This is a genomic window from Ruegeria sp. BHSB056 (assembly GCF_059613305.1).
Map to the genome: position 1 here is coordinate 18608 of NZ_JBXWSG010000019.1, position 17507 is coordinate 36114.

Annotated in this window: 20 protein-coding genes; 5 read left to right on the forward strand and 15 right to left on the reverse strand. The window is 60.1% G+C overall.

Going from position 1 to position 17507, the window contains the following annotated elements; all coding sequences use genetic code 11:
- Positions 1 to 765 (reverse strand): sulfite exporter TauE/SafE family protein, encoded by a 765-nt coding sequence (locus AC2FND_RS07165; protein ID WP_496768817.1) that lies wholly within the window; start codon positions 763 to 765, stop codon positions 1 to 3.
- Between the two features lie 144 nt (positions 766 to 909).
- Between AC2FND_RS07165 and AC2FND_RS07170 the strand changes: the two genes are divergently transcribed.
- The 3 genes from AC2FND_RS07170 to AC2FND_RS07180 all read left to right on the forward strand — a co-directional run bounded on the left by AC2FND_RS07170 (position 910) and on the right by AC2FND_RS07180 (position 3840).
- Complete coding sequence (locus tag AC2FND_RS07170) at positions 910 to 2601, forward strand: acyl-CoA dehydrogenase family protein (protein ID WP_496768819.1); 1692 nt, start codon at positions 910 to 912, stop codon at positions 2599 to 2601.
- A 251-nt stretch (positions 2602 to 2852) separates the two neighbouring features.
- Positions 2853 to 3407, forward strand: a complete 555-nt coding sequence (locus AC2FND_RS07175; protein ID WP_480538680.1) for a hypothetical protein — start codon at positions 2853 to 2855, stop codon at positions 3405 to 3407.
- Positions 3408 to 3447: 40 nt separating this feature from the next.
- On the forward strand, positions 3448 to 3840 hold the full coding sequence (locus AC2FND_RS07180) for an META domain-containing protein (RefSeq protein ID WP_496715516.1): 393 nt from the start codon (positions 3448 to 3450) through the stop codon (positions 3838 to 3840).
- On the opposite strand, the gene recO is transcribed toward AC2FND_RS07180, so the two are convergent.
- From recO to era, 4 genes are all read right to left on the reverse strand, one after another.
- A complete protein-coding gene (recO, locus tag AC2FND_RS07185; protein ID WP_267366372.1) occupies positions 3824 to 4549 on the reverse strand; it encodes a DNA repair protein RecO in 726 nt (241 codons plus the stop codon). The genes AC2FND_RS07180 and recO overlap by 17 nt on opposite strands.
- 188 nt (positions 4550 to 4737) lie before the next feature.
- Positions 4738 to 5526 carry a metallophosphoesterase gene (locus tag AC2FND_RS07190; RefSeq protein ID WP_496768822.1) on the reverse strand — a complete coding sequence of 263 codons (789 nt, stop codon included), beginning with the start codon at positions 5524 to 5526 and terminating at the stop codon, positions 4738 to 4740.
- 193 nt (positions 5527 to 5719) lie between these two features.
- A complete protein-coding gene (locus tag AC2FND_RS07195; RefSeq protein WP_209598772.1) occupies positions 5720 to 6049 on the reverse strand; it encodes a DUF1491 family protein in 330 nt (109 codons plus the stop codon).
- Positions 6046 to 6954 (reverse strand): GTPase Era, encoded by a 909-nt coding sequence (gene era, locus AC2FND_RS07200; RefSeq protein ID WP_480473866.1) that lies wholly within the window; start codon positions 6952 to 6954, stop codon positions 6046 to 6048. The genes AC2FND_RS07195 and era overlap by 4 nt, the downstream gene beginning before the upstream one ends.
- A 160-nt stretch (positions 6955 to 7114) precedes the next feature.
- Here era and AC2FND_RS07205 point away from each other — a divergent pair, with 160 nt between their 5' ends.
- Positions 7115 to 8497 carry a multicopper oxidase family protein gene (locus AC2FND_RS07205; RefSeq protein WP_496768824.1) on the forward strand — a complete coding sequence of 461 codons (1383 nt, stop codon included), beginning with the start codon at positions 7115 to 7117 and terminating at the stop codon, positions 8495 to 8497.
- A 2-nt stretch (positions 8498 to 8499) separates the two neighbouring features.
- On the opposite strand, the gene AC2FND_RS07210 is transcribed toward AC2FND_RS07205, so the two are convergent.
- The 10 genes from AC2FND_RS07210 to folK all read right to left on the reverse strand — a co-directional run bounded on the left by AC2FND_RS07210 (position 8500) and on the right by folK (position 16770).
- Positions 8500 to 9018 carry a GNAT family N-acetyltransferase gene (locus AC2FND_RS07210; RefSeq protein ID WP_496768826.1) on the reverse strand — a complete coding sequence of 173 codons (519 nt, stop codon included), beginning with the start codon at positions 9016 to 9018 and terminating at the stop codon, positions 8500 to 8502.
- Between the two features lie 22 nt (positions 9019 to 9040).
- Positions 9041 to 9718 carry a ribonuclease III gene (gene rnc, locus AC2FND_RS07215; RefSeq protein WP_496768828.1) on the reverse strand — a complete coding sequence of 226 codons (678 nt, stop codon included), beginning with the start codon at positions 9716 to 9718 and terminating at the stop codon, positions 9041 to 9043.
- Complete coding sequence (gene lepB, locus AC2FND_RS07220) at positions 9715 to 10554, reverse strand: signal peptidase I (protein WP_267366112.1); 840 nt, start codon at positions 10552 to 10554, stop codon at positions 9715 to 9717. Before lepB ends, rnc begins: the two co-directional genes overlap by 4 nt.
- A 62-nt stretch (positions 10555 to 10616) precedes the next feature.
- A complete protein-coding gene (acpS, locus tag AC2FND_RS07225) occupies positions 10617 to 11036 on the reverse strand; it encodes a holo-ACP synthase (RefSeq protein WP_496768831.1) in 420 nt (139 codons plus the stop codon).
- A gap of 482 nt (positions 11037 to 11518) precedes the next feature.
- Positions 11519 to 12142, reverse strand: a complete 624-nt coding sequence (locus tag AC2FND_RS07230; RefSeq protein ID WP_496768833.1) for a LysE family translocator — start codon at positions 12140 to 12142, stop codon at positions 11519 to 11521.
- On the reverse strand, positions 12139 to 12885 hold the full coding sequence (locus AC2FND_RS07235; protein WP_496768835.1) for a pyridoxine 5'-phosphate synthase: 747 nt from the start codon (positions 12883 to 12885) through the stop codon (positions 12139 to 12141). Before AC2FND_RS07235 ends, AC2FND_RS07230 begins: the two co-directional genes overlap by 4 nt.
- Positions 12885 to 13577, reverse strand: coding sequence for a DUF2062 domain-containing protein (locus AC2FND_RS07240; RefSeq protein WP_209506219.1), 693 nt, complete (start codon positions 13575 to 13577; stop codon positions 12885 to 12887). Before AC2FND_RS07240 ends, AC2FND_RS07235 begins: the two co-directional genes overlap by 1 nt.
- Positions 13578 to 13593: 16 nt before the next feature.
- Positions 13594 to 15726, reverse strand: a complete 2133-nt coding sequence (locus tag AC2FND_RS07245; protein WP_209506217.1) for a RelA/SpoT family protein — start codon at positions 15724 to 15726, stop codon at positions 13594 to 13596.
- A 26-nt stretch (positions 15727 to 15752) separates the two neighbouring features.
- Positions 15753 to 16106 (reverse strand): DNA-directed RNA polymerase subunit omega, encoded by a 354-nt coding sequence (rpoZ, locus tag AC2FND_RS07250; protein ID WP_480507393.1) that lies wholly within the window; start codon positions 16104 to 16106, stop codon positions 15753 to 15755.
- A 94-nt stretch (positions 16107 to 16200) separates the two neighbouring features.
- On the reverse strand, positions 16201 to 16770 hold the full coding sequence (gene folK, locus AC2FND_RS07255; RefSeq protein ID WP_209506213.1) for a 2-amino-4-hydroxy-6-hydroxymethyldihydropteridine diphosphokinase: 570 nt from the start codon (positions 16768 to 16770) through the stop codon (positions 16201 to 16203).
- 148 nt (positions 16771 to 16918) lie between these two features.
- Between folK and AC2FND_RS07260 the strand changes: the two genes are divergently transcribed.
- Complete coding sequence (locus AC2FND_RS07260) at positions 16919 to 17494, forward strand: LabA-like NYN domain-containing protein (protein WP_209506211.1); 576 nt, start codon at positions 16919 to 16921, stop codon at positions 17492 to 17494.
- Positions 17495 to 17507: the final 13 nt, after the last annotated feature.

A 17507-nucleotide genomic window follows, 5' to 3' on the forward strand; every position in this document is an offset into this window, starting at 1 on the left:
TTAGCCCAACAGGCCACGCCGCAGCAGGTTCAATCCCGCCACCAGTAAAACGAACAGCGTGGCCTTGCGAAAGCTGGCCTGATCGATGCGATCCTGCGATTTCAAACCAACCCACATACCAAGCATGGCAGGAAAGATCAGTATTACTGAAAACGGAACCGTTTGCACCCGCAGAAAACCGGACCAGACATGCGCGGCCAGTAACATGACCGCCCCCAATCCATAGATGACCCCTTGAATTCGGATCTGCTCGGCCTTCGGGGTATTCAAAGCCGTCAGATAAGCAACTGTGGGGGGACCCCAGATGCCCGACATGCCACCCACGAACCCGGCGACGCCGCCAACAATAGCCTCAACACCGGTTGATGGATGATGTAGCACCAGCCTGACGCCCAGAACCTGCACAAGGGCGAAGAAGGACACGAATGCGCCGATCAGCAGCAGGAAGACCGAGCCGGGCACCAGCGTAACCAGCTGTGCGCTCAGCACCAGAAAAATACCTCCAACGACCAGGAAAACCCGAAACCGGCGAATGGAGCTGAGTGCGGCGCTGGCGCCCCCGCGAAAAGCCTGAACGCCATTGGTGACAAGGGTCGGCAGAATGAGCCCCGCCAGGGTCAGATCCGGCGGCAGAAACGAATTCAGGCCAGATACAAACACCATGGGCATGGCAAATCCAACCATGCCCTTGACCCATCCGGCGGCAAAGGCAACGGCGATGGCAAGTAACAGCTCTTGCGGCGACAGAAGGGAAAACAGGTCCATGCCTTCTAGATATCATCTGGATTTTCTTCTGCATTGCAAAAATGATAAGGTAATTTTTGAACTTTCTAGCAGTAAAATGAGTATTTTTGTTGCGCTGCACGTGCAGCATGATATGACCAGACGACCGAGGAAAGGACGCGATTCATGGCCCATGACGGACAGGATATGACCCAAATGACAACTGATGCAGTTTTGCCCGATCTTCTGGACTTAACGCGGGCCGCCGTGCCTGCTGTGGACGCCGTTTTTGAAAAAGCCCGCGCATCCGTGCGTGGCATGGTGACCGCCGAGGGCCGGGTTTCTGGCGCACTGATCGAAGCAAATCAGACTGCTGCGCATGGTCTGGCCTGGCTGGCGACATATTCTCAGTCGCTGCAACAGATGCAGCGCTGGGCCGAAGCGCTGCAAGCCGAAGGCAAATTTGGCGAGATCGAGCAGTTGCTGCACCAGATCGCGTTCGGCGAATATCTGCACCAGGTCGCGGGCGGTATTCCGATGAACCAGGGCGAGGTGGTGCGTCTTCAGGATATGGGACTTGGCTGGGACGCGCTGTCGGGCTTTCAGTCGACCCAAGTGCAGACCCTGATGGCGCGGGCCAATTCTCAGGCTGCGCGCAGCCGTCTGGTTGCACTGATGCAGGATCAGGCCGGAGCTACGATGTTCGGCGCGTCCGGTCTGGATGAAGAGCTTGAGATGATCCGGGACCAGTTCCGCCGCTACGCGCAGGAAAAGGTCGAACCAAACGCGCATGACTGGCACCTGAAGGATGAACTGATTCCGCTGGAAATCATTGAAGAACTGGCGGAAATGGGCGTTTTCGGCCTGACCATCCCCGAGGAGTTCGGTGGATTCGGCCTATCCAAAGCGTCGATGTGCGTGGTGTCCGAGGAACTGTCGCGCGGCTATATCGGCGTGGGTTCGCTGGGGACCCGATCCGAGATTGCGGCCGAGTTGATCATCGCAGGCGGCACCGACGCGCAAAAGGCACAGTGGTTGCCAAAGATTGCCAGTGCCGAGATCCTGCCGACCGCCGTTTTCACGGAACCCAACACCGGTTCGGACCTTGGCAGCCTGCGCACGCGCGCGGTCAAGGATGAGAATGGCGATTACAAGATTACCGGCAACAAGACCTGGATCACCCACGCCGCGCGAACCCATGTGATGACCCTGCTGGCGCGGACCAACCCCGACAGCACCGACCACCGCGGCCTGTCCATGTTCCTGGCGGAAAAGACACCGGGCACTAACGAGAACCCCTTTCCCACCCCCGGCATGACCGGTGGCGAGATCGAGGTGCTGGGCTATCGCGGCATGAAGGAATACGAGCTGGGTTTTGACGGCTTCCATGTCAAGGGTGAGAACCTGTTGGGCGGCGAAGAAGGTAAAGGTTTCAAGCAGTTGATGGAAACCTTCGAAAGCGCGCGCATCCAGACCGCCGCCCGGGCCATCGGTGTGGCACAGTGTGCGCTGGACATCGCCATGCAATATGCGATCGACCGCAAGCAGTTCGGAAAATCTCTGATCAACTTCCCGCGCGTGTCCGGCAAGCTGGCGATGATGGCGGTCGAGATCATGATCGCGCGTCAGCTGACCTATTTCAGCGCATGGGAAAAAGATCACGGCCAGCGCTGTGACCTTGAGGCCGGTATGGCCAAGCTGCTTGGTGCACGTGTGGCCTGGGCTGCGGCGGATAACGGGTTGCAGATTCATGGCGGCAACGGCTTTGCGCTGGAATACAAGATCAGCCGCGTTCTGTGTGACGCGCGTATCCTTAACATTTTTGAAGGGGCTGCCGAAATTCAGGCACAGGTCATCGCACGACGTCTGCTCGGGTGACCCATTTCCGCAGTCCTGTTTCCCCGACTGGCCCGGCGCTTGCGCCGGGTCTTTTTCCTGTATTGTACAATCTGTAAGCGGTCCGAACCATGCAGAGTACGTTTTGTACAAAACATTCCAATGCCCCTCGTGGCCCGCGTGACGGTCACAAAGGACCCACGTGTTTCAAAACTTCCCCCTTTGATCCCGCCCCTTTCACCGGTAGAGCATCAGCCGGACACGAGACGGAAAAATAACTTTTGGGAAACCGCATGACCCGACCTTTCCTTGCCATGTGGGCCGTTCTTGCGGCTCTTGCTCTGTCGGCTTGCACCACCCCGCAGCCGACGGTGAGCCGGAACGATATTGATGCGCTGGCGCAGTCGATCCAGGCGCTTGGGCCCGATGTTAATCCGGCCGAGGCACAGCAAGCGGCCACGATTGCCTATGCCTATTCGCAGCAGCTGAAGCAGGACTGGAACGTCACCGACCCGGCGATCATCCACAATGCCAAGATCATCAACGGGTTCCGCGAAAAGGGTCTGTGCAATGACTGGGCCGAAGCCATGACCAAACGCCTGCGGCAGGAAAATTTCCGGACGCTGGATTTGCATTGGGCCACGTCGCCGCCGACCCCGCTGCGCATCATCCACCATTCGGCGTCGATCAGCGCCAAGGGGGACACGATGTATGACGGTATCATCCTCGACCCCTGGCGCAACAGCGGTGCCTTGTTCTGGGCGCCGGTGCGCGAGGATACGCGATACAACTGGGCACCCCGGCTGGAAGTGCGCGAGCGGCTTCTGAACGGGTCATTGCCCTACTGACCCGGTTTCGCCGACAGGGCTGATACGCTAGAACCCTGCCATGACACGCCTGATCCTGACCCTGCCTTTGATGGCCCTGTTTCAATGCGACAGGGATGAAACCGTCGCCGCCTATGGCGCGGCAGACCGGACATGGGCGTTGCAGGAGATCGACGGACAGCCCTTTGCCGCCAGCGCCCTGCTGCGGTTCCCCGAAGAGGGCAGGATCGCCGGAAATGCCCCCTGCAACAGCTATGACGGCACGCTGAACGCGCCCTACCCGTGGTTCGAAATTCAGGACCTGAGAGCAACGCGGGCCGCCTGCGCCGGGCTTGAGGCCGAAGGGGTCTATTTCGCCGCCCTTTTGGCCATGACCCAGTCCGAAGTGTCGGGCGATGTGCTCATCCTGCGCAATGAGGACGGGCACGAGATGGTGTTCACAGCCGCCGAGTGACCTGATCCACGAACCGCGCGCGCGCCTCGGGCAGTGGGTTATGCCCCAGCGCGGGGGCGACGCGATGGTTCAGGAAATATCCGGTTGTGCGCAAAGCCTCGGCAATCTCGGCATCCGGCGCGGTGCCTTCACCCCGCAGGCAGGGCGGCAGCGGCAACAGCTTGTCTGCCCATTCCCCCGCCCCTTTGACACTGACGGCGCGCCCGGTCTTGGGCGACACATAGACCAGCCCCTCGGTCGTGCCGGTCGCGGCGCAGGCGGTCAGATCAAGGCCAAAGCCAAGCTCGTCCAGCAGCGCCAGCTCCCATCGCAGGTAGGCCAGCGGCCATATCTCATCCTGTCCCAACAGGTCCATCAACCGCTCGGTCCGGGTATAGAGCGCCGGGTGCGCCTCTCGTTCGGGCAGGCAGAAGGACAAAAGCGACACGACGGCGTTCAGCCCGGACAGGGCCAGCCGCCCGGAAAACGCCGCCGCCGCGCGCGAGCGCAGGGGTTCGACCTGAAAGGTGCCGATATGTTCCTCCAGCCGCGCACGCCACAGCACATCCAGCTGTGCGCCGGGTTGCAGGATCGGTGCGATCTTGCGGCTGGTCCCGCCCCGCACCACACCGGCATGACGCCCGTGGGATTCGGTAAAGACCTCGATAATCGCCGAGGTTTCGCCGTGGCGGCGAGAGGTCAGTAGGATGCCGTGATCGCGCCAGTCCAATTCGGGGTCCTGTCGGTGATTAAGTTGTGGTGTTCCCAGAAAATCGTGAAGGGTTCCGTTCTGCAATGGTTTTGCACATCAAGCGCGGAAAGATACGTGAATCGCTTGGTCCGACGGCAGGGGGCTAGTGATCTAAGTGGGACGAAGTGCCAATTCGCTGCGGATGCGCCGAGGTCTACTATTCCCGCTTAGTCGTCCATACCGAGGGTGAAATCGCAGAATTGCGTATATTGCAGGGTCACGTTGCCGTTCGATATTTCAAGCACTCCGTATTGTGGTGCTTCTTTAGGAGGCTTGAAGCTATCCCAATCCCAAGGAGGACGCGGTGCTGGCGCTTGAAACGACAACGCACCCAATGTCGCGAAAGGGATACCACGAACTGTCCCACAGGTAGGCCTATGAACATGCCCCATGAATAAGTGCTTCACGTTTGTATGGCGGCAAACGACATTCAAAAAAGCTTCTTCGTCCTCAAGTCTGATTTCATCTTGTTTAGGCAATCCAAGCGCGAACGGCGGGTGATGCATGAAGATGTAAGCGGGGCGATCGTCATTCCTGCGCAACAGGCTATCCAACCAGCCTCGCCGCACTTCGCAAAATTGGCCTGCGTGGGAGCCAACCTTATGGGTGTCCAAGCAAACCACTGTACCGACAGCGGTCTCTAGGGCGAATTGGATAAAATCAGGCATCGTGTCTTCGGGCAAAGGAAGATGGGATCTAAATCCACCCCTGTCATCGTTGTTTCCCATCATCGGATAGATATGCAACTTAGACTTGGCGAGGTATCCCGCCAATGCGGTATAGTCACCCTCGATATCATCCCCAACCAAATCTCCGGACAGTATCGCGAAATCAGCGTCAGCGTGATGGGTGTTTGCATGATTGATGGCAGCAGCGAGCCGCGCTCGTGGGTTTAGCCCGTCGATTGTACCTTCATTCTGGAAATGAGGATCGGACATCCAAATGATTTTGGTCATTCTAATCCCTTAAACTTAGATTAAACAATTGTCGCCAGCTTCGGGTACGCTAACTGCAATAGCGAGTAGCTGCCAGTCTTGTATGGAGATTCCAGCCATTCCGCGACGACGGCAGCTTCGCGCGGAACTGGTACAGTTTGCTCTGTATGCAGCATCAGCGACTTGGCCTCAAAGCCGACATGCGTCTGGCCCGCTACTCCAGCCCCTCTTCGCCCAGCAGGTGTCGGCCTTGCCGGTCTTCGACCTCAATCACCCAGAGGTCGGGGTCAAAGCTGCGCTGGCGCTGGATGGCGTGATCCACGTCGCCCTCGGGGCCAGAGGACAGTTCGACCCATGTGCGTTCGCCGCTCATCAGATCAAAGCTGCGTTGAAAGGCGGTGGCCTGCCCGTCGAGCGTGTTGAGCTTGACCAGAACCGCGCCCGCGGTGTCATCGCCATGGGCCACAACAAAGGCGGGGATTTCCTGAAACCGGAGCCGCGCCAGATAGGCGTGCACCCAGAAATCAGCGGTCAGGCGGGTCATGCGTTGCCGTCTTTGAAATCCAGACCCATTTCCGAATAGCGCTCGGATTCCTCAAGCCAGTTGGGCCGGACTTTCACTTGCAGGAACAGGTGGATCTTGCGATCGAGGAACTCTTCCAGTTCCGCCCGCGCGGCCTGACTGACGGCCTTTATCGTCTCGCCCTTCTTGCCCAGAACGATGCCCTTGTGGCCGTCGCGCATGACATAGATGACCTGATCGATTCTGGCCGAGCCGTCCTTGCGTTCTTCCCAGTTTTCGGTCTCGACCGTCAGTTGGTAGGGCAGTTCCTGATGCAGGCGCAGGGTCAGCTTCTCGCGCGTCATTTCCGCCGCGATCATGCGCAGGGGCAGATCGGCGATCTGATCTTCGGGATACAACCACGGGCCTTCGGGCAATTCGCCCGCCAGCCATTTACGCAGGTCATCGACGCCGTGGCCTTTTTCGGCCGAGATCATGAAGGTTTCGGCAAAGGGGTAGCGCGCGTTCAGGTCGCTGGTCAGCGCCAGCAGTTTCTCGGACGGCACCTTGTCGATCTTGTTGATGGCCAGCGCGATGGTGCGGCCCTGCCCGATCTCGGCCAGCCCTTCGAGGATGCGTTCGACCCCTTCGGTGATGCCGCGATGCGCCTCGACCATCAGCACGACGATATCGGCATCGGCGGCCCCGCCCCAGGCGGCAGCGACCATGGCACGGTCCAGACGGCGGCGCGGTTTGAACAGGCCGGGCGTGTCGACAAAGACCAGTTGCGCATCGCCTTCCATCGCGACGCCCCGGATACGCGCACGCGTGGTCTGCACCTTATGGGTCACGATCGAGACTTTGGCCCCGACCATGCGGTTCAGGAGGGTGGATTTGCCTGCGTTGGGCTCTCCGATCAGGGCAATAAATCCGGCGCGTGTGGTCATGTGTCTGGCAATCCTGTCTGCAACTGCGCCCCCCTATAGCAGAAAGGTCCGGCGGGCCAGAGGGATTTGTCGCATTGCGGCCCTGCGTTTGCGGTGGCAGGACAGGCATAGATGCCCAGCCAGTTCCAGCCCGGCAGCAAATTCTTTCAATGAGGTTTTCATGAAACGTCGCGAGTTTCTTCTTGGAAGCGGTGCCGCCGCTGGCGCGTTTGGGTTGGGCGGATGGTCGTTGGCGGCAGGTGATGCGGCGCAGGAGCTGGTGCTGCAACCCGCCAGTTACCGGCTGCGCGAAGGGCTGACCACAGGGATGGTCAGCCTGTCGCCCGATGCGCCGCCGCCGGTTCTGTACGGGCGGCAGGGCGAGCCTATGCGGCTGAGCGTGCGCAACACCTTGCCGGACTATACCTCGATGCACTGGCACGGGCTGCGCATCCGAAACGAGATGGATGGGGTGCCCTATCTGACCCAGATGCCCATCGGCGAGGGCGAAAATTTTACCTATGAATTCACGCCACCGGATGCGGGGACCTACTGGTATCACCCCCATTGCATGACGATGGAGCAGATGGCGCGCGGGCTGACCGGTGTGATGGTGATTGCCGAGCCGGAAGAGCCGGGGTTCGACAGCGAACAGGTGATCAATCTGCGGGATTTCCGTCTGGACGAGAGTGACGCGTTCCTGCCTGCCTATACGGCGCGGGGTGCGGCGCGAGCGGGCACGTTTGGCACGGTGCAGACCGCCAACTGGCAGGGCGCGGCGGTCTATGAGCACACGGCGGGCAGTCTGGTACGGCTGCGGGTGGTCAACACGGACACGACCCGCATCTACAAGCTGCATCCCGAGGGGGCCGAGACCCGGATCATCGCGTGGGACGGGCATCCGGTCGAGATCGATCTGCCGGTGCCAACGGCGGATGAACCGCTGTTGCTGGGCCCCGGTCAACGGGTGGATTTTGCCGTCCGGATGCCCGCGAACGAAGGGCAGTCAGCGGACCTGATGGCCAAGTTTCCCGGCCAGCCGCATCGCGCCATGGCTCGCTTGCGGGCGACTGGCACATCAGCGGCGCGCGATCTGAGAGAGCTGCGCCCGTTGCGTGCAAACCCCGTTGCGCGCCCGGATCCGAACCGTGCGGAATTGCATGAGTTCGTCTTTGGCTGGACACCGGAAGGCGGTGCCCCAAATGACGGGTTCTGCGGCACGCTGGGGTATAGTTTCTGGTCGATCAACCGCAAACCATGGCCGGGTGATGCGGCGCAAGGCACCGGACCGCTGGCGGTTCTGGAACAGGGCAAAAGTTATGTCCTGCGGTTGCGCAACGAGTCGCCCAACCTGCATCCGATCCACCTGCACGGGCTGGCCTTCGTGCCGCTGCGATCCAACCTGCGCACCCTGCCACCGCTGATGACCGACACGATGCTGCTGTTGAAGGATGAGGTGGCGGATATCGCACTGGTGGCCGACAACCCCGGCGACTGGGCCTTTCATTGTCACGTGATCGAACACCAGAAAACCGGGCTGACCGGGTTCATCCGGGTGGAGTGATCTTAACGACGCTCTGGCATATTCAGCGCCAAAACATAGTTGGGATAGGCTTGGTCCCCAATGCGGAAATCTGTGACACCGACTTGTCGGAACCCCTTGGCCAGATAGAAATCGATCGCGGGCTTATTCTCGGAGTTGGTCGTCAGCCAGATCGCGTTCCGGCCTTTGTCCCGGGTATAATCGACCGCAACATCCAATAGTGCTGAACCGATGCCTTTTCCGTGATGGCGAGGCTGGACGTAAAACGTCACAATCTCTAGGTCGGACAGCCCATCAAGAGGTGCAACGCGTTCTTCAGCCAGCCGAATGTAACCGTCGATCCCATCTTCGTTCTCAGAGACCATCAAAAGGTCTTTCCCATCTTCCAGAAGGGATTCGAACCGGGCCGCTGTGAACTCGGACAGGGCAAACTCGGCAAAGAAGGAGTTCACGCCACGCTGCAAATAGGTACCGACCCAGACTTCGATCGAGAGTGCCGCAAGGCTGGCGGCGTCCGACTTTTGTGCCGGTCTGATCTTCATGTGCCGGGATTCGCGCTACAGATCAAACCACTTGCTCCAGCAACGCCTTGGCAGCCGCCTGTTCGGCCTGGCGCTTGGAGCCTGCGGTGGCTTGCGCCTCGGTTCCGTCCTGAAGGCGGGCGGCGATGGTGAAGACGGGGGCGTGGTCGGGGCCGCTGCGTTTGACCTCGACATAGCTGGGCGGTTTCTGGCCGCGCGCCTGTGCCCATTCCTGAAGCGCGGTTTTGGCGTCGCGGGCGTCGGCCTCGACCTTGTGGATGCGGTCGCCCCAGAGGGCGAGGATGACATCGCGGGCGGCTTCGAACCCGGCGTCGCGGTAGATGGCGGCAATCACCGCCTCCATCGCGTCGCCCAGCAGCGCCTGTTTGCGGCGCCCCCCCGAGAGCATCTCGGACCGGCCCAGTTTCAGCACCGCGCCCAGATCGATCTGGCGGGCGACGTCTGCACAGGCCTCTTTCCGGACCAGCGCGTTGAACCGGGGCGCAAGCTGGCCTTCGGAGGCTTTCTTGTCGGCCTCAAGCAGCGCGGTGGCCATGACAAGGCCCAGTACGCGGTCGCCCAGAAACTCCAACCGCTGATTGTCGGGCCGGGTCGACGATGAGACCGAGCCGTGGGTCAGCGCACGCACCAGCAACTCGGGGTTGGCAAACTCATACCCCAAACGTTGCTGAAACGCCTTTATCTCGGCTGAGAGCTTCAATTGACCGCCTTGAAGAAGCGATCCCCGCGCCAGGTCCAGAAGAACAGCATCGACCGGCCAGCGGACGAGAACATGATCCGGTCGGCGCGACCGATCAGGTTTTCGTAGGGCACATAGCCAACCCCGCCAGCGGATTGCGGCAGGCGGCTGTCAGCCGAATTGTCGCGGTTGTCGCCCATGAAGAAATAATGGCCCTCGGGCACGGTATAGATGCCGGTGTTGTCCGAGCCCTGATTGCCGATATTCAGCACGTCATAGGTGACGCCGTTGGGCAGGGTTTCAATCAGGCGCGACTTTTCACAGGCGCCGCCAACGCCAACGGGGCCGTTTTCGCAGCGTGGGCGCAGGCGTTGCGGGCCCTGCGGTTCGGCGATTTCGGTGAATATGCCGTCAGGCTGCTGCGGAACCGGTGTGCCGTTGAGGATGATCTGCCCCTCGCGGACCTGAATGCGGTCGCCCGGCAGGCCGATCAGGCGCTTGATATAATCGCGCCCGCTGACCGGGTGGCGGAAGACGATGACATCGCCGCGCACGGGGTCGCCGCCCCAGATGCGGCTGCCGTCATCACCCTGCATCCAGCCGCAGAGATCTTCGGCGTCGATGTTCAGGCCGACACTGGGGATGATCAGGCTGGGGCATGAGGCGTAGGAATAGCCGTAGGCCATCTTGTTGACGAAGAGGAAATCGCCGATCAGCAGCGTCTGTTTCATCGAACCGGAGGGAATCCAGAACGGTTGAAAGAAGAGGGTCCGGAACACGCCCGCGATCAGCAGGGCATAGACGATGGTCTTGATCGTTTCCCAGACGCCGCTTCCGGTCTTGGCTTCGTCGGCCATACTGCTCTCTCCAGTTCTCTGTGCTTGGCTTCGCTGCTACATGCGGGGGGGATGGGGTCAAGTCAAGGCTGTGTGACGTGATCTTGCAGAGGACGCGCCTCGATCACGACAAAGGCCTGTGCCCAGGGGTGGTCATCGGTCAGCGTGACGTGGATGATCGCCTCGTACCCTGCGGGGGTCAGTTCGTTCAGGCGTTCGGCGGCCCAGCCTGTGACATGCATCACCGGCTGACCGGTGCGCAGGTTGGTGACGGCCATGTCCTTCCACGAAATACCCATGCGCAGGCCGGTGCCGAGTGCCTTGGAGCAGGCCTCTTTCGCGGCCCAGCGTTTGGCATAGGTACCTGCGGTATCCGCGCGGCGTTCGGCCTTGCGCTGTTCGGTGTCAGTAAAGACACGGTTGCGGAACCGGTCGCCGAACCGGTCGAGCGTACCCTGAATGCGGTCTATGTTTGCAAGGTCTGTGCCGATGCCGAGGATCATGTTTTTCGCTCGTTTTTACTTAAGTGCATGCTGAACCCTCTGCCAACACCAAAGACAAATGCGTAACGACACAAAATCCAGGAAACACCCAAACTGACCAAGAGCTCAAGGCACATCAGTGCAGTGTGTTCTGGCCGGTGCCAGTGTCGGGCTGGGTCTGTCAGAACGTCAAGCAAAGCGAAAGTAAGCACAGCAAGAAAAGTGGTCAGAACCATTTTTCGCGCGAGTATCCAACTTTTTACTGACGGGCCGCATTGGAAACCTCTGCGACCGGTATCAAAACCGTACAGCAAAGCGGCCACCACAAGCGAAAGGGTCAGCGGGGAAAACCTTGTCGGCCATTCAAACCAAAGAAATGTCCTTGCCATACTCAGAAAAACATAGGTCATGAGCACAATGCTCAGAAACAAAGGGCGATGCAACCCAACCCTTTTATCTTGTGAAAACAAATAGTTCAACAAACAGGCCTCAGTCTGAATCGCTCACCCCAACCGCACCGTCAGGATCTTGTAACTCGCCACCCCGAAGAACCCGGCAAAGGCGAAATCGAACCAGCGGCGGGCACGGCGGTAGGTTCGGACCATGCGCTCGGATGAAAACAGAAACGCATAGCCGATAAAGATCATCAACGATCCCGCATAGAGCATGGCGAAATAGCTCAGCAGCATCGACAGGCCGGCATCGCTGGGAGCGACGATGGCGTAGATCGAGCCCCAGCTGAGGATCGCCTTGGGGTTCGTCAGGTGGATGGCGGCACCTTTGGCGAAGATCGTCGGCAGTGCGCCCGTGGCCGGTTTGCCCAAAGCAACCTCATCCGCGGTCATCGCGCGGCGCAGGGCCTTGAGGGCCAGCCAACCCAGATAGGCCACGCCGACATAGCGGATCACTTCGAACACCCAGACATTGGCCAGCATGATCGCCGACAGGCCAAGTGCTGCGGCAATGCCCCAGGCGGCGGACCCGGCACAGATGCCCAGTGCAAAGGCCAGCCCAGCGGTGCGGCCTTCGTTCATGGCGGTTCCGGCAATGCCCATCGTCGCTGGCCCCGGAGAGCCGCCCGCCATCAGCCAGGCCAGCCAGATGGCGACAAAGCCGGGCGTGATCACGCGCGCGCCTCGTCCATCAGGCGGCGCATCTCGGCAATGGCCGGGGTGAGGCCCAGAAAAATCGCCTCGCCAATCAGGAAATGACCGATATTCAGCTCTTTCACCTCGGGGAAAGCGGCAACCGGTTTTACGGTGTCGTAGGTCAGGCCATGGCCCGCATGGACCTCGAGCCCCAGCGAATGGGCGAAGGTGGACATCTGGCGCAGCGACTCAAGCTCGCGTTCGGCATCTTCCATGCGACCTTCGGCATGGGCGTCGCAATAGGCGCCGGTGTGCAGCTCGATCACTTCGGCACCGATGCGGTGGGCGGCTTCGATCTGACGCTGATCGGCGGCAATGAAGATCGACACACGGCAGCCAGCCTCACGCAGAGGCGCGATGAAATGCGCCAGCTTATTTTCCTCGCGCGCGACTTCAAGCCCGCCTTCGGTGGTGCGCTCTTCGCGCTTTTCGGGCACGATGCAGACCGCGTGCGGTTTGTGGCGCAGGGCGATTTTCTGCATCTCGGGCGTCGCGGCCATCTCAAAATTCAACGGCACCGACAGAACCTCCATCAGCCCGTCGATATCGGCGTCCGAGATATGGCGGCGGTCTTCGCGCAGATGCGCGGTGATGCCGTCGGCGCCAGCCTCTTCTGCCAGCTTGGCGGCGCGCAGCGGGTCAGGATAGGCCCCGCCGCGCGCGTTGCGCACGGTGGCGACATGATCGATATTCACACCCAGACGCAGACGGCTTTCGGTCATCATTTGGTTCCTTTTGCAGATTTTCGCCCCGACCTTAGCGATCTTGGCGCGGGACCGGCAGTTGTTTCTCCGGCCAGACGTTTGATTTCTTCAAACTTTGCCTTGATCTTGGCGCGGCGGCGCAGCTGGTAGGTCAGGATCAGCGGCAGGCTGAGGTAGTAGCAGATAATGCCCGCCACGATGCCGGGGATGATGCCGCCAATCATGTAGGGATAGAAAACATCATCATAGAACTGCCCCAGCCCGTGCCAGTCGGCCACGCGGTCCGTGAACAGGGCAAGAAGATTGTTCTTGAGGTCACCGATGGCGTCGGCAAATTTGCCCATCAGCCCCTGCGTGTCGCCTTCTTCATATTCAGTGCCCAGCAGGAAATGCCCGGTTTGCAGGCAGATCACCCCAATCGGGACATAGGTCAGGGGGTTGCCGAAGAACGTGCCGCTGAGGGCGGCCAGAATATTTCCCTTGATCAGCCGCGCACCAATTGCCGCAACCAGAAAGTGCAGCCCGTAAAACGGCGTGAAGGATGCGAAAACGCCCGCCCCTATGCCACGGGCGATCCGGTCAGGGGAATCCGGAAGGCGGCGGACACGGTGTTTGACATAGTGGAAGGCGCGGGTCCATCCGCCACGCGGATAGACGAGTTCCGATGCGACCTGAACAGGAGAGCGTCGGTCTCGGCGCTTGAATACCACCCGTGATCACCCCTTCTCAGCCAGCCGCAGTCGCGGTCTTGGTCCGGTCCCGATAACGCTCGACCGCTGCAACGTCGCTTTCAGCCTCAAGCATCAGCATCAGCGAATGCAACTGTTCAAGGTCGCGCAGTTCGACATTGATCAGCAGGCGGTAAAAATCCGGTTTGCGGTCCACAAATTCCAGGTTCGAGATATTGGCCTTTTTCTCGCCGATCAATGTGCAAATGCGCCCCAGAACCCCGGCATCGTTGCCGATGGTCAGATCCAGTGTCGCCCCATAGACGGCTGGGTGCGTGCCCGAATGCCAGTGCAGATCGACCCAGCGTTCCGGTTCGCTTTCATATTGGCTGAGCTTGTCGCAGTCGATGGCGTGCACCACAACGCCCTTGCCCCGGTAGGTAATACCCACGATCCGTTCGCCCGGCAGCGGCTGGCAGCAGGGCGCGCGGTCGAATTTCTGGCCGGGCTCAAGACCGATCACGGCACGCCGCAGCGGGATGGCGTCGCCTTCATCCTTGGCCAGTTCGGGATAGACGGCCTCGACCACCTCATGGGCAGTCAGTTCGGCACTGCCCAGACGGGCTAGCAATTCATGCCGGTCTTTGAGGCGCAGGTGCTTGGCGGCGGTATCAAGCGCCTTGTCGGTGGCTTTGCGCCCCACATGGTCAAAACCCGAGCGCGCCAGTTCCTTGCCCAGCTTGATGAACCGTTCGCGATCCACCTCGCGCAGGGCGCGGCGGATGGCGGTGCGGGCCTTGCCGGTGACGGCGATCTCAAGCCATGTGACCTGCGGTGTCTGCCCGTCAGCGGTGATGATATCCACCGACTGGCCGTTCTTCATCCGCGTCCAGAGCGGCACGCGAATGCCATCGACCTTGGCCCCCACGCAGGCATGGCCGATCCGGGTGTGGATGGCATAGGCGAAATCGATCGGGGTCGCGCCCCGCGGCAGTTTCACCACGTCGCCCTTCGGGGTGAAGCAGAAAACCTGATCCGAATACATCTCGAGCTTGACGGCTTCGAGGAAATCCTCGTGATCATCCTCGTTGTCAAACTGTTCAGTCAGGTTGGATATCCATTTCGCCGGGTCGACGGCAAAGGGGTTTTCCGTGCGCACCCCGTCCCGGTAGGACCAGTGCGCCGCAACGCCGGTTTCGGCCACATCGTGCATCTGGCGGGTGCGGATCTGAACCTCGACCCGTTTGCCATCACGGCCTGAAACGGTGGTGTGAATCGAGCGGTAGCCGTTCGATTTCGGCTGGCTGATATAGTCCTTGAACCGCCCCGGCACCGCGCGCCAGCGTTGATGGATGGCCCCAAGCGTGCGATAGCAGTCTTCTTCCGTCTGGGTAATGATGCGGAACCCGTAGATATCGGACAGGCGCGAAAAGCCCTGATCCTTTTCCTGCATCTTGCGCCAGATCGAATAGGGTTTCTTGGCGCGGCCAAAGACTTCGGCTTCGATGCCCGCCTTTTCCAGCTCGTGGCGCATGTCGCCGGTGATGCGGTGGATCACATCGCCGGTTTCACGTTGCAGCGTGATAAAGCGACGGATGATCGACTGGCGGCCTTCGGGGTTCAGGACGCGGAACGCGAGGTCTTCGAGCTCCTCGCGCATCCATTGCATCCCCATGCGGCCCGCAAGCGGCGCGTAGATATCCATCGTCTCGCGCGCTTTCTGAACTTGCTTTTCGGGCCGCATCGCCTTGATGGTGCGCATGTTGTGCAGACGGTCGGCCAGCTTGACCAGAATGACCCGCAGGTCCTTGGACATGGCCATGAACAGCTTGCGGAAATTCTCGGCCTGTTTGGTTTCGCGGCTGGACAGTTGCAGGTTGGTCAGCTTGGTGACGCCATCGACCAGTTTGGCGACCTCATCCCCGAACAGATCGGACACCTTGCCGTAATTGGCCTTGGTGTCTTCGATCGTGTCGTGCAGCAAAGCCGTAATGATCGTCGCATCATCCAGACGCTGTTCGGTCAGGATGGCGGCAACGGCAACGGGGTGGGTAAAATAGGGCTCGCCAGAGTGGCGGAATTGCCCTTCGTGCATCTTCTGGCCAAACTCATAGGCCAGCGCGATACGTTCAGCATTCGTCTTGGGATTGTAGTTGCGGACCAGCGCAATCAGATCGTCAGCAGAAATCATCCGGTCCGCACCTTCGTCTTTGGAGCTTACCCCTGCCCTTGAGCCTCCATCAGAGCGCGCAGGAGTTTTTCTTCGGACATGTCGTCCATCGCAGGCTTGTCCGTCTCGGCACCCATCAGCAGCGCCATCTGATCTTCTTCCGGCTCATCAACCTCGATCTGGGTCTGGTTGGCCTCGATCAGGCGTTCGCGCAGGGCGTCCGCGCCTTGGGTTTCGTCGGCGATTTCACGCAGGGACACGACAGGGTTCTTGTCGTTGTCGCGGTCAACGGTAATCGCGGCACCGGCAGAAATCTCGCGCGCCCGATGGGCGGCCAGCATCACCAGTTCGAACCGGTTTGGAACCTTGTCTACGCAATCTTCTACCGTCACGCGGGCCATTGGGCGCTCTCCGTTTCTGAGTCCATGTCAGGAAGGGGTTTATCTAAGCGCGATTCCGCGCCTTGACAAGCAGGAAATGCTGCATTTGCAGGGATCACAGCGGCGTAACCGCCGCAACCTCGGGCGGGGGCAGGTCGGCAACCATCTGGGAAACCGTGCGATCAAGCACGGGGTGACGCCAGTCGGGCACAATATCCGCCATCGGCACAAGCACAAAAGCGCGGTCCTGAAGGCGCGGATGCGGCAGGATCAGCTGATCCGGTGCCTCTTGCCGTTGCGCCTCGGGCGGCAGGGTCAGCCAGCGGTCGAACAGGGCGCGGTCGGGCAGAATCTGATCGCCATAGCACACAAGATCCAGATCCAGCGTCCGCATTCCCCAGCGCTGCACCCGTTCACGGCCGAACTGGTTTTCAACCTCGTGCAGCGCGCGCAAAAGCTCGGACGGGGATTTGTCGGTTTCGATCAGCGCTGCCGCATTCACGTAATCCGGGCCAGCGCCAGCGGGGAAGCAGGGTGTCGCAAAAAACCGGCTTACAGAGCGAATCACTACGCCCTGCTGCGAAAGTGCGTCAATTGCGCGCTGTAGCGTTACAGCGGGCCCATTTCCTCTCAGATCGAGATTTGCGCCCAATGCCACAACCGCATTTGGCAAAGAATTGTACATATGCTACCCTATATTCGACACATTGCATACTTGCGATAAGCGACAAAAGTTCTAATTATAAGCCCACCAGAGTGCGCCATATTATAACTCACACACCACTCACTCACGTAACGCGGCGTAGTCTGGATTGTACCGGAAGGACCTATTTATGTTTTATAAGGACGAACGGCTAGCGCTGTTCATCGACGGCTCGAATCTTTATGCCGCGGCAAAAGCACTCGGTTTCGACATAGACTACAAACTTCTGCGGCAGGAATTCATGCGCCGTGGCAAGTTGCTTCGGGCTTTCTACTATACAGCGCTGCTTGAAAACGACGAGTATTCACCGATCCGCCCATTGGTTGACTGGCTGCATTACAATGGCTTCACCATGGTCACCAAACCGGCCAAGGAATACACCGACAGCATGGGGCGTCGGAAAGTCAAAGGGAACATGGATATCGAGCTGACGGTCGATGCCATGGAACTGGCACCGCGTGTGGATCATATCGTGCTGTTCTCGGGCGACGGGGATTTCCGCCCGCTGATCGCCAGCCTGCAACGTCAGGGCGTTCGCGTGTCGGTCGTGTCAACGATCCGCAGCCAGCCGCCGATGATTTCGGACGAGCTGCGCCGTCAGGCCGACAACTTCATCGAGTTGGAGGATCTGCGCGACGTGATCGGTCGCCCGCCGCGTGAAATGCCGGCAGAGCATCGCAGCGTCGCGGTTGCAGGCGGCAGCTGATCCGGCACCACTG

Excerpts from the sequence above, each read along its gene's own strand:
- AC2FND_RS07210 (WP_496768826.1), bottom strand. The coding sequence starts at position 9,018 with ATGAAGATCAGACCGGCACAAAAGTCGGACGCCGCCAGCCTTGCGGCA.
- AC2FND_RS07205 (WP_496768824.1), top strand. The coding sequence starts at position 7,115 with ATGAAACGTCGCGAGTTTCTTCTTGGAAGCGGTGCCGCCGCTGGCGCG.
- AC2FND_RS07235 (WP_496768835.1), bottom strand. The coding sequence starts at position 12,885 with ATGACCGAAAGCCGTCTGCGTCTGGGTGTGAATATCGATCATGTCGCC.
- AC2FND_RS07245 (WP_209506217.1), bottom strand. The coding sequence starts at position 15,726 with ATGATTTCTGCTGACGATCTGATTGCGCTGGTCCGCAACTACAATCCC.
- AC2FND_RS07180 (WP_496715516.1), top strand. The coding sequence starts at position 3,448 with ATGACACGCCTGATCCTGACCCTGCCTTTGATGGCCCTGTTTCAATGC.
- AC2FND_RS07165 (WP_496768817.1), bottom strand. The coding sequence starts at position 765 with ATGGACCTGTTTTCCCTTCTGTCGCCGCAAGAGCTGTTACTTGCCATC.
- rpoZ (WP_480507393.1), bottom strand. The coding sequence starts at position 16,106 with ATGGCCCGCGTGACGGTAGAAGATTGCGTAGACAAGGTTCCAAACCGG.
- AC2FND_RS07175 (WP_480538680.1), top strand. The coding sequence starts at position 2,853 with ATGACCCGACCTTTCCTTGCCATGTGGGCCGTTCTTGCGGCTCTTGCT.
- AC2FND_RS07170 (WP_496768819.1), top strand. The coding sequence starts at position 910 with ATGGCCCATGACGGACAGGATATGACCCAAATGACAACTGATGCAGTT.
- AC2FND_RS07195 (WP_209598772.1), bottom strand. The coding sequence starts at position 6,049 with ATGACCCGCCTGACCGCTGATTTCTGGGTGCACGCCTATCTGGCGCGG.
- folK (WP_209506213.1), bottom strand. The coding sequence starts at position 16,770 with ATGTACAATTCTTTGCCAAATGCGGTTGTGGCATTGGGCGCAAATCTC.
- lepB (WP_267366112.1), bottom strand. The coding sequence starts at position 10,554 with ATGGCCGACGAAGCCAAGACCGGAAGCGGCGTCTGGGAAACGATCAAG.
- AC2FND_RS07260 (WP_209506211.1), top strand. The coding sequence starts at position 16,919 with ATGTTTTATAAGGACGAACGGCTAGCGCTGTTCATCGACGGCTCGAAT.
- acpS (WP_496768831.1), bottom strand. The coding sequence starts at position 11,036 with ATGATCCTCGGCATCGGCACAGACCTTGCAAACATAGACCGCATTCAG.
- era (WP_480473866.1), bottom strand. The coding sequence starts at position 6,954 with ATGACCACACGCGCCGGATTTATTGCCCTGATCGGAGAGCCCAACGCA.
- AC2FND_RS07190 (WP_496768822.1), bottom strand. The coding sequence starts at position 5,526 with ATGACCAAAATCATTTGGATGTCCGATCCTCATTTCCAGAATGAAGGT.